Source organism: Parabacteroides sp. AF17-28 (genome assembly GCF_003479205.1).
In the GTDB taxonomy this organism is placed as follows: domain Bacteria; phylum Bacteroidota; class Bacteroidia; order Bacteroidales; family Tannerellaceae; genus Parabacteroides; species Parabacteroides acidifaciens.
The window spans coordinates 38942-49831 of record NZ_QUGV01000010.1 but is presented as its reverse complement, the minus strand read 5'-3'; the positions used below and the strand labels follow the sequence as shown (position 1 = coordinate 49831).

At 46.0% G+C, this 10890-nt stretch carries 6 protein-coding genes and 1 riboswitch; of the genes, 3 read left to right on the top strand and 3 right to left on the bottom strand.

The genetic code is table 11. The annotated features are described in order from the left end of the window. Window positions 1–454 precede the first annotated feature (454 nt). A riboswitch (cobalamin riboswitch) is annotated at window positions 455–658 on the top strand. 36 nt (window positions 659–694) lie between these two features. The 3 genes from DWW90_RS09135 to DWW90_RS09125 are packed head-to-tail and all read left to right on the top strand — an operon-like array spanning window position 695 to window position 4940. Next, on the top strand, window positions 695–2695 hold the full coding sequence (locus tag DWW90_RS09135; protein WP_122344765.1) for a TonB-dependent siderophore receptor: 2001 nt from the start codon (window positions 695–697) through the stop codon (window positions 2693–2695). Between the two features lie 20 nt (window positions 2696–2715). Continuing rightward, window positions 2716–3807 carry a YncE family protein gene (locus tag DWW90_RS09130; RefSeq protein WP_147292113.1) on the top strand — a complete coding sequence of 364 codons (1092 nt, stop codon included), beginning with the start codon at window positions 2716–2718 and terminating at the stop codon, window positions 3805–3807. 11 nt (window positions 3808–3818) lie between these two features. Further along, on the top strand, window positions 3819–4940 hold the full coding sequence (locus tag DWW90_RS09125; RefSeq protein WP_122344764.1) for an ABC transporter substrate-binding protein: 1122 nt from the start codon (window positions 3819–3821) through the stop codon (window positions 4938–4940). A gap of 10 nt (window positions 4941–4950) precedes the next feature. Here the strand turns inward: DWW90_RS09125 and DWW90_RS09120 are convergent, their stop codons facing one another. The 3 genes from DWW90_RS09120 to DWW90_RS09110 all read right to left on the bottom strand — a co-directional run bounded on the left by DWW90_RS09120 (window position 4951) and on the right by DWW90_RS09110 (window position 10816). Further along, window positions 4951–6900, bottom strand: coding sequence for an ATP-binding protein (locus tag DWW90_RS09120; RefSeq protein WP_122344763.1), 1950 nt, complete (start codon window positions 6898–6900; stop codon window positions 4951–4953). A 285-nt stretch (window positions 6901–7185) separates the two neighbouring features. Further along, the gene (locus DWW90_RS09115) at window positions 7186–8562 is read right to left on the bottom strand and encodes an NAD(P)/FAD-dependent oxidoreductase (RefSeq protein WP_115499692.1); all 1377 of its coding nucleotides are present in this window, start codon (window positions 8560–8562) and stop codon (window positions 7186–7188) included. Between the two features lie 196 nt (window positions 8563–8758). Then, window positions 8759–10816, bottom strand: coding sequence for a triple tyrosine motif-containing protein (locus tag DWW90_RS09110; protein ID WP_122344762.1), 2058 nt, complete (start codon window positions 10814–10816; stop codon window positions 8759–8761). Window positions 10817–10890 lie beyond the last annotated feature (74 nt).

The following is a 10890-nucleotide window of genomic DNA, read 5'->3' as shown; positions in this document are numbered from 1 at the left end:
GTGCGCAGTCCGTTTCGAAAAGCGTGCAAATTGATTACCGAAAGACGGAAACGCCGACAATGTGATAAAGCTTAACTCCCGGAGAATCGAATATTTGAAAATAAAACGGACGGCGTTCCAAATATCCCAAGGAAATTCAGGTACTTTTTTGCCCTTATGACGGTCCTCTTTCCAATTACGACCGTCCAAATCGCCATTACGACCGTGCTAATCTTCGCGAGGTGCCGAGTGCACTACACATTAGCACGGTCGTAATGGCAAAGAGGACGGTCGTAAGGGCTGGAAACACTCAAAAAAGCGGAAAAAGTCCTTTTTTGAGGCTCGAAAATTGGATTAACATTTGTTTTGTTTCGGATGCCTTTCGAGCCTAAAAAATGCGTTTTATACAATAAGCCCCCCCCGAAATAGTTGAAAGTTAAGAGTTGAAAATTGAAAATTAGGTTTGTTTTTGTTACCTTTGCGCCCGGATAATGGTGTAACCGCGTTTGCTTCCGCAGGCGGTTAGTAAAAGGGAATCCGGTGTAAGTCCGGAGCTGTACCCGTAGCTGTAAGTTCTGTAAAACCCTGGCAAATCTTGTTGCCACTGATTAAATTCGGGAAGGTAGCCGTAAAAAGGGGAGAACAAGCCAGAAAACCTGCCACTATTCAATATATTCGAGCCCTCGGGTAAAGGGTGCGATGAACCGATTAAGATATGCAGAATTCATTTACCAAACGCTTTTTAGAGCTGTTATGTGTTTGTCTGTTTCCGTTTGCCGTTTTGCATGCGCAAGTGGACACGACGACTTTTCACCAACTTTCGGGTGTTGAAATATTGGGAAAGGTGCGCCCTTCCACCACGCGCGAGAGCACGCCGCTCCAGGTGATGGACAAAGCCGGCATCGAGCGTCTCGGCGTGCAGGATTTGTCGGAAGCCGTGAAGCGCTTTTCAGGTGTGACCGTGCAGGACTATGGGGGGATAGGCGGTTTGAAAACAGTCTCCGTTCGCAGCCTCGGCGCCAAACATACGGCTGTCAGCTACGACGGCGTGACGATTACGGATGCACAGAGCGGACAGGTGGATATCAGCCGCTTTACACTGGATAACGTCGATATGATCTCCCTGTCGATCGGGCAGGCGGACGATATCTTCCAGACGGCGCGGATGTATGCGTCGGCGGGGGCGTTGAACATAAAGACGGCTCGACCGGTGTTTGCCGACCGGCCGTTCCATGTGAAAGCACAGGTCAAGGCCGGTTCGTTTGGTATGGTGAATCCTTATTTGCGCTATGAGCAGAAGTTGGGTAAACACTTCGCGGCGACGGGCCAGGTCGATTGGTTGCGCGCAGACGGGAATTACCCTTATGTTATTCAGAACGAGCAGCAAGAAGAATCGGGGAAGCGGAAGAACAGCGATATCCGGACTTTACGCACTGAATTGAATCTGTTTGGCGATCTTGGCAAAGGTAGCGAACTTGCGGTGAAAGGTTATTATTTCGATTCGGAACGGGGATTGCCCGGTTCAGTGATCCTCTATAACGATTATGCAAAGGAAAGGCTTTGGGACAAGAATTATTTCGTACAGGGACATTATAAGAAACAATTCGATACCCGCTTTTCTTTACAGGCGCAGGGTAAGTATAATTACTCTTGGAATAAGTACATCGACTTTAATAACAACTATGAGACAGGAAAGCAGGAGGACCGGCATACGCAACGGGAGTATTATTTTTCTGTCGGAGGTTTATATACACCGGCCGAATACCTGTCGTTTTCTCTGACAACAGACTTTTCTGTTAATACATTAAAGAACAACCTGCCGGATTGTCCTTTCCCAACCCGCTACACCTCCTTGTCGGTACTGGCGGCTCAATATAAAGACAGCCGGTTGACGGCAACCGCCAGTTTGCTGAATACGTTCATTTCCGAGAAGGTGGAAAAAGGAGATAAACCGTCCGACCGGAAACGACTGTCGCCGAGCATAAGTGCTTCGTGGCGGATTTTGCCGGAGCAGAATGTACGGGTGCGTGCTTCTTTCAAGGATATATTCAGGGTGCCGACTTTTAATGATATGTATTATTTGAGGATAGGCAACACGAACCTGAAGCCGGAGCGGGCGACTCAATACAATCTTGGGGTGACATGGGGCGAACAGCCTTCTTCCTTCCTCTCTTATCTGAATTTGTCGGTCGATGGTTATTATAACCGGGTACGGGATAAGATTGTCGCTCTTCCTACTCTTTATATCTGGAAAATGATGAATATGGGAGAAGTGGCGATCAGTGGAATCGACGCGAATGTGTCTGCCGAAATTACCTGTTCGGAATCATTCAGCTTCTTGCTGCAAGGCAATTATACCTGGCAGAAAGCGATTGACATAACCAAAGAAACGGCAAAGAATTACCGGGATCAAATACCCTACACACCCAGACATTCCGGTACGGCATCTTTGTCTGTACAAAATAAATGGTTAAACGTCTCTTATCTGCTGACGTGTGCCGGCGACCGCTATTCCTTGCCCCAGAATATAAAGGAGAATAGGATCGACCGGTATGTGGAACAGACTGTTTCTGTAAACCGGGAGTTTCAACTGCATAATTGCAGACTTCGTTTGCAAGGCGAAGTGCTGAATGTAGGAAATCTTAATTATGAGATTATAAAGTATTATCCGATGCCCGGGCGTTCATTCCGGGTGTCAGTCTCTTGTTCTTTCTAAATAATTAATATATAAGTGGAATGAAAAAGAAGTATTTATTATTTGCATTATGCTCTTTGATGGCAGTGCCGTTTGTTTCTTGTGATAACGATGATGATCCGAAGCCGGATGTCCCGGCTGAAACTTCTACGACTGGCGTTTATCTTTTGAATGCCGGTAAGATGAATAGTAATAATGCTACTCTGGATTATTATAATCCGGAGACAAAGGAACTGACGACTAAAGTCTTTGCTGCAGCGAATGGGCGTGGCCTTGGCGATACGGCTAACGATATGCTTATTTACGGTTCTAAGATGTATATCGCAGTGAACACCTCTGCAACAATTGAAGTTACAGATTTGTCCGGCAAGTCTTTAAAAACAATCAGCCCGAAGGATGAGTCTAACCAGCCGCAGCAGCCCCGTATGCTTACTGCTGCCGGCGGAAAGGTCTATGTAACATTGTTCGACGGGCATCTGGCTTGTATCGATACTACTTCTATGGAGATCGTGAAGAAAGTGAAAGTCGGTCCTAACCCGGAAGGTGTTTGCGAATTGAATGGAAAGTTGTATGTCGCAAATTCAGGAGGATATAATGAGGTGCAGGATTCTACTTTATCTGTAGTGGACGCAAATACATTTGAAGTAACAGGTTCTATTGTTGTTACAATCAATCCGAAGACTGTACAGAAGGATGACGAAGGCAATTTATATGTTCTTTCTTTGGGTAACTATGGAAATATCGGTAATGAATTGCAGCGTCTGAATGTGGCAACCGGTGACTCGAAGGTGATTGAAAAGAATAGTCAGCTTGTTTCTACCGTATGTGGTGATAAAATCTATATTTATAGTGCCAAACAGGAGAACTGGGTGGTGACAGATTATGATTTTAAAGTGTATGACATTAAAAAGGGCAACCTGGAAGATAAAAGCTTTATCACAGACGGGACAAAATTGGACAATACATATTGTATGAGCTCTGATCCTGTGACCGGTAATGTTTATATTGGAACTTCTGATTATACCAGTACAGGAGATATGTTTATCTTTTCTTCTGAAGGAAAGTTGATCAATCAATTGGCTTTGTCTGGCTTGAACCCGATGGGAGCTTACTTTTTAACTGAACAGAAATAAGATATTTTCCAATGAGGAATCTTGTTTGCTTCTTATTGACTTTTTGGGTTGTGGCTTGTTCGCAACCCAAAAAGCCTCACCTGGAAGAATCCCTTTCCTCCGACACCATCCGCTACGCCCAGGGCTTTACCGTTCATCATTTCAATGATTATACCTCGGTTGATGTGCGTGATCCTTGGGACAGTACACGCTTGTTGCAGCGCTACTTGCTGGTAGACCGGGAGAAACCTGTTCCCGGGAATCTTCCGAAAGGTACAGTCGTGCGGGTACCGGTGCAGAATATAGTGGTCTACACATCCGTACATGCTGCAGTTATCGACCAATTGGGAGAAACCGGGCGGATTATCGGTGTCTGTGAACCCCGCTATATGGACACGCCCTCTATCCAGGAAGGGTTGAAAGCCGGACGGATTGCCGACATGGGAGAGGCGACGGCGCCGAATGTTGAGCTGATGATCGATAAAGGAGCGGAGCTTGTCCTTGTTTCCCCTTTCCAGAATAGCGGTTATGGTCCTGTCGAGAAATTGGGTATTCCCATTATCGAAGGCGCCGATTATATGGAATCACTGCCGTTGGGACGTACCGAGTGGATTCGTTTCTACGGAATGTTGTTCGGTAAGGAGGCAAAGGCGGATTCTATCTTCCGGGTTACCGAGAAAAGTTATCTCGACCTGAAAGAACTGGTGACGGCGGATATGCCTCGCCCAAGCGTTATCTCCGAAAAGAAATTCGGCTCTTCCTGGTTTATGCCTTCCGGGGAAAGCTATGTTGCCAATTTGTATAAGGACGCCGGAGCCGATTATATATTTACCGATCTTCCCGGAGCCGGAAGCACGCCGTTAGCTTTCGAGACGGTGCTCGACCGGGCGATCCATGCCGATCTATGGTTGATTAAATATAACCAGTCCAAAGATATGACCTATGGGGACTTGCGGTCCGAATATACGCCCTATGAGAATTTTGATGCGTTTAAGAACCGTCGGATTTATGCTTGCAATACCGGTGTAGTGCCTTATTACGAAGAGTTTCCCCTACATCCCGATTATTTGCTGAAAGACTTGATTTGGGTGTTTCATCCGGAGCTGTTGCCGGACTATACGCCCCGGTATTATCATAAGATGCAGGAAGAATAATCGCTTTTGTTTATTCTTCCTGTATATTTGTTTCACAAGGCACCCATGCCCAGAATGTAGAGCCGGTACCGGGAGTCGAACTGAAACTGATTGAACCTCCCGCCGTTTCGACAATTGCTTTGGAAATAGCCAATCCGAGCCCTGTCCCCTGCACAAATTCATTGATCTTCTCAAACCGGGCAAACACTTTGTCGTGCGATTCCTGCGGAATGCCGATGCCAGTGTCTTCAACATATATCCGGACACCATTCCCTTCAACGGAATATCCCATCTTGATATGTCCGGACTTCGTGTATTTTATCGCATTGGTGAGGAAGTTCATCCATACTTGGATGAGGCGGTTCCTGTCTAATGTAACCCAGCAATTTGCCTCGGCTTTATCCTGGCAGAGCTTAACACCCGGATTTGTTATCTTCGGCAGAACACAGGCATATAGTTCGTCTGAAACGGTTGCCAGGTTGAACCTTTCGATTTTACGTTCGAGTATTCCTGCTTCTATTTTGGAAAGGTCAAGGATATCATTGATCAATCTCAACAATAACTCGTTGTTGGACTTTATGATGTTTATGTACATGTTTTTTTCTTCCGGATCGTTGCATGATGTCATCAGCTCGGAAAAACCGACGATCGCATTCAGCGGAGTGCGTATCTCATGGCTCATGTTGGCAAGGAAAGCAGACTTAAGCCGGTCGGAAAGTTCCGCCTTTTCTTTCAGCTCTTTGATCATTTCTTGCTGTTCCCTGTTCAATTTCTGAAGTTGCGGGATGTTTTGCCGGAAGCCGGTGAAATGTGTGATATTGCCATTCTCGTCTTTCTCGAAAGGAACTGCGGTAAAGTCGCAGTATTGCCATGACTTGTCGTATTTGGTCTGCATACGGCATGTGAAATAGACTGTCAGGTCTTTCCCTTCCAACATAGGCGCTATTGCGTCACTAAAAGAGGTACGGTCTTCCGGATGTATGACATCCAGATATTCCGACAGGGTTAATAGTCTGTTGGAAGTATAATCGTTTATGGGATCATTGTAAGATTCGAATTTTTGGGTTTTTACATCGAAGTCCCAATGGACGATATTACTGACTTTCATGGTCAGCTCACGCTTGGCAATCAGGTCTTGTGTCTTTTTCGCCATTCGTACCTTCTCTGTTACATCTAACTGTGTGCCGACAACCTGCAGTTTTCCCCAATGTTCGGTGGACAATCGCATCATGCTCTCGTAATAGCGGTATTGCTGTTCCTGTGCGTTGTAAAAGCGCACCGTTATCTGCTGCTGTTCGATTTTCTTATTGATTAGCAGCGTAAGGCTTTGCATTAACAGTTGATGATCCTGGGGATGTAGTATCAATAAAAGTTCTTCGATTGGTGTTGTGCCTTTTATTACCGTATCGCCGTATAATGGCTCGAATACCTTTTTGTGCACATCATATACCCAGGAAGACATATTGGCCGTATTCATGGCCAGCTCTAAGTCTTTTTTAGTCTCTTCCGTATGAAATTCCGCGTCTTTTATAGCTGTGACATCGTTGGATAAGAGTATATGCCCGATAACCGCCCCGTTCTTACTTAGGATGGGAATTATCCGGACATCGTAAATCATCGTATCCTGGTTCTTGGTGGAAAAGTATGCATTGTTCTTTATCCGTTCGAAATCATATTCGAACTCGAGCCTGACAATTTCTTTGCCGCTTTGTATCTTAGCTCTTAGCTGGTCATCGACATAGGGACTCTTGAAAAGATTGACAAAGTTAACAACCGTGTTCCGGTCCTCGACTCCATACATATGTAACGCATGGTCGTTTATGCTGCGTAAAACACCGTTGGCATCATAAACCTCAATGCTTATAGGCAGTCTGTTGTATATGCTTTCCGTGAACAGGAGCTGCTCTTGTATGAGTTTGGATATCTCTTCCTCAAAGGATGCATTATCTTCATTAGAGGAGGTCTCCTTATCTTGTTCCATGATTCCCTATTTTTATTGACAATAAAATTACTTATGTAATAGCTATCGGATGTATTTGCCCAAAGCGTTTTTAAATACTACATATATTTAAATATTTCGACAAATGTATGCAAAAAAAAGGAACAATGATTGGCTTTGTGACTTTGAAACTAAAGGGATTGTCTATTAATTATTGATTTTTAATGAAAAAACAAGACAGGGTATTATAAAATTCCCCCGGACTCTTACAAGCGAGCCGGGGGACTTTCAGTTTGGCATTTTATTATAGGGAGTTGTTTTTGGTTGTCAAGCCCATCCGTTCAACATTCCATAGAAATACATGGGTTTCAGGAAATAAACTTTCAACAGCCATGCTGCCCAAAGTTCTTTTGACGGATTCATCATGGAGAACGGGAATGAACTTTCCTGTTCTTTCTTATAGTTGAACTCGCAGAGCAGGACGTGTCCGTAGTCTGTTACGATCGGGCAAGCTGCGTAGCCGTCGTACTTTTCTACGGGTTCCTTGCCTTCCATCAGCGAGATCAGGTTCTTGGCTGCAATAGGCACTTGCTTGCGGACTGCGGCGGATGTCTTACTGGTCGGGATTCCGGCTACGTCTCCGAGGGAAACGATATTCGGATATGTCTTGTGTACCAGCGTCTCTTTGTCCACCATGACCCAACCGTCGGCAGCTAATTTGCCTTCTGTCCATCCCAAGCCGGCTTCTTTCACGAAATCCGGGGCTGACATTGGCGGTGTGAAATGCAGGAAATCGTAGTCTTCAACAAACGGTGTGTAGACCTTCTGGTCGCCAACCGTCTCTATCTTCTCGAAATGGACCTGTTTAGCGGATGTATCCACTCCTTTTACACGTACGTTCAGATTGATAGGGACATTGCGTTCCTTATAAATTTCCAGCAGGCGGGGGGTGAAGTAGGGAATATCATATAACTCTTTGGAAGCTGTATAATAGTTCAAATCCACTTTATCGCGTGTTCCTTGCTTGCGGTTATAGTGTTCTGTCAACAGACAAATCTTTTTCGGAGCGCCTCCGCATTTATGTTTCGTATAAGTGTCTGTAAAAATGCCGCGTCCGCCGGTCTTGGAGAATTCCTGCAGACCTTTCCATGTTTTCTGTGCACCTTCGAAGTCGTAAATGCTATATGCGTTGCCTTGTCCTAACGTATCGTGCGTGATACCTTCCACCTTTTCCCAGTTTGTCTGGATTCCGGGGGTCAGGACCAGAAAGTCGTAGGCGATCTTTCCGTTATTTTGAGTTGTTACCTGGTTCCATACCGGATCGACGGCGGTAACAGAGTCTTTAATCCATTTGATATCGCTGGGCATACAGTCTTCCTGCTTTTTCCAGACATCGTTCGGTTGGTAAACGCCTGATGCGATCAGGGTGAAACCCGGCTGATAAAACTGACGGTCACTGGGATCGATCAATGTGATATCCGGCTTGTCCAGCCAGCTCTTTAAACGGGCAGCCATGCTGATACCGGCAGCACCGCCACCGATAATAACAATTTTACCTTTCGCATTGCTTGAGAATGCTTTTGCTTTTTGTGTACTTGCAGCGGTCAGTAATCCAGCCATTGCCATTAGTTTGAAAAAATGCCGGCGGTCGATACCTTTTTTCTCAAACGCCTTTAGTTGATCTTCCAGTTCGTGTTTCATCATGTCTAAAAAATTAGATTTTGGATGCAAAGGAAAGATAATTATATAAGCGCGTACAAAAAAGGGCTACTACACTGCTTGCGCAAGCTTTTTGAGAGGGATGAAATAGTACTACAATGCTTTCTCATCACCTTTCTTATTGTACTTAATTATTTAATATATAATTAAATACGGGAAAGGCTTTTCTGAGATTATATTTTTAGAAATTCATTAGAAAATCAACGAGATTCGTGTCTCCTTCCAATCCTAAACGCTTTCTGAGGCGATAACGCCGCAGTTCAATCGCCCGTATGGACACATTCATAAGGGAGGCGATCTCCTTTGTGGAAAGATTCATGCGAAGCAGGCAACAGATACGGAGGTCGCCGGCCGTGATGTCTGCATATTGTTGGCGCAGGCGGTCCATGAAGTTTTGGTGTGCGCTGTTGAAATAGCTTTCAAACAGGACCCAGTCCGCCTGGTCGTTCAGCGTTTCTTCCATTAAGGTTTTCATCCGGCTGTAGAGTTTGTTCGGATAGCGTTCGCCTAATGCCTCCTTTTGCTTTTCGAGTTCTTCCAGCAGGGTTTGGACAGCCTGGTTGCGTTTGACAAGGGCTGTTGTCTGCAATGTCAGTTCATAGTTTTTGTTCTGAAGTTCGGACTCGAGCATCCGGTTTTTCATTTCCTGCATCCTTTGCTGCTCGGCCTGGCGTTCGGCTTCGACTTTTTCCTGTTCTTCCTTGTGCAGGTTCTTCAGGTTATAACGGAGCGCAGTCTGCACGATAGCCCAGACCAAAGCAATATAGAGCAGCCATGCCCATACCGTATTGTACCAGGGAGGGCGGACTTCTATCGACAGGGATAGCTCCGGATACGGACCTTTGATGACATACTTACGCACTTTCAGTTGGTAATGCCCTTCCGGCAGCTGCAAGAAAGAGATTCTTCCATCGTGTTGCCAGGCCGACCAATCGGACGATACGCCTTCGATCTTGTAGCTGATCTGGTGGTTGGAAGTGAATATGGTAGTCCCGATCCAGACATTAAGTTCCTGGAAGTTATACGGGAGTGATATCTTTTGGGAAGAGAGCGGCAAATTATGGCTCCCGGACGAATCGATATATTCCAGTTGGGAAACAGACAGGGGCGCACTGCTGAGACTGTTCCCGATCAGTTCCCGGATGTTAATGAGCAAAGTCCCTTGCATGGCGGAAACCAATACCAGCGAATCATTCAAGGGTATGATCCGCCTGCCTCGTGTGACAAGGTTCATGTTGTAGTTGTCGAAGAGAAGGCGGCATTTTAGTGTTCCGATGCCGTCTGCCACATGGAACAGCGCGGCTTCGTTGCCGATCGATAGCCAGTAAAGATCGTCGCCTGCCGGATAGATATGTTCGGCCTGTGCAAATATGCCCAACGCTTCCGTATCGCGGAATAGCTGTTTGATCGTGGGAATGGGCGCCTTTTCTGTTTTGAGATAAGGCTGTGCTTCTGTTTCGCTGATCGGGGTGAATACATTTCCCGCTATCAGCGGACGTTTGAAGTAGCCGAGATTGGTTTGGATATACAGCTCTTCCCCGTCGAGACCGGCGTTGGTCAGTTTGCCTATCGAACTTCTTTTACCCAACAACGCGATTGGAGGCTCGAAGGTGATTTGGGTCAATCCGTTATCTAAGGCTACCCAGATTTGCCGGGAATCCTGTACGCAGATAAAACGGACGATATTGTCCTGCAACTGGTTCTGCAAAGATAAATGTTGGAGAATTGTCCCGTCGGGCGAGGTGATAAACAATCCTTGCGTCAGGGTGCCGATAAAGAAGTATGTTCCGTTCGTTGCAAAAGCACTGGGATGTGCGTCCTCGATTTCTTTCGGTAACGTAAAAGGTATTTCGACTGGCGGAGGGTCGAACCTGATTTCCGGCGGAACGGTGGTTAGCGGATGATAATGAAGGATACCGTCCGTGTCGCGTGTCCAGCCGCCTAACATGGTCGCATTGCGTGTATAGATCGTGTCGTTGTAATAGGTTACGCCGGTCACCTCTTCCTGCCCGGGCAATGAATACAGTTTCCATGTATTTCCGTCGAACGCAAGCAATCCGGAGTTATTGGCAGCATACAGCATACCGTCCGGCGTCAGCGAAAAGCCCCAGTTCTGGCAGCTTGCCTTATAATCGTCGACCGTATAGTTCTTGACAAAAACATAGGGAATAGCTACTGAAGCGCACACGGCATGAGCCGTGAACAGCATAACAATAAGGATGTTCAGTAGTCTATACATTGCAGTCTAAACGAGTTTTATATTTGGTAGAGAATTAAAAGGGCTGTAAGCACGATCGCATACAGCCCTTTGTA

Coding starts and splice junctions, on each gene's coding strand:
- DWW90_RS09125 (WP_122344764.1), top strand. CDS start 3,819: ATGAGGAATCTTGTTTGCTTCTTATTGACTTTTTGGGTTGTGGCTTGT.
- DWW90_RS09130 (WP_147292113.1), top strand. CDS start 2,716: ATGAAAAAGAAGTATTTATTATTTGCATTATGCTCTTTGATGGCAGTG.
- DWW90_RS09115 (WP_115499692.1), bottom strand. CDS start 8,562: ATGATGAAACACGAACTGGAAGATCAACTAAAGGCGTTTGAGAAAAAA.
- DWW90_RS09135 (WP_122344765.1), top strand. CDS start 695: ATGCAGAATTCATTTACCAAACGCTTTTTAGAGCTGTTATGTGTTTGT.
- DWW90_RS09120 (WP_122344763.1), bottom strand. CDS start 6,900: ATGGAACAAGATAAGGAGACCTCCTCTAATGAAGATAATGCATCCTTT.
- DWW90_RS09110 (WP_122344762.1), bottom strand. CDS start 10,816: ATGTATAGACTACTGAACATCCTTATTGTTATGCTGTTCACGGCTCAT.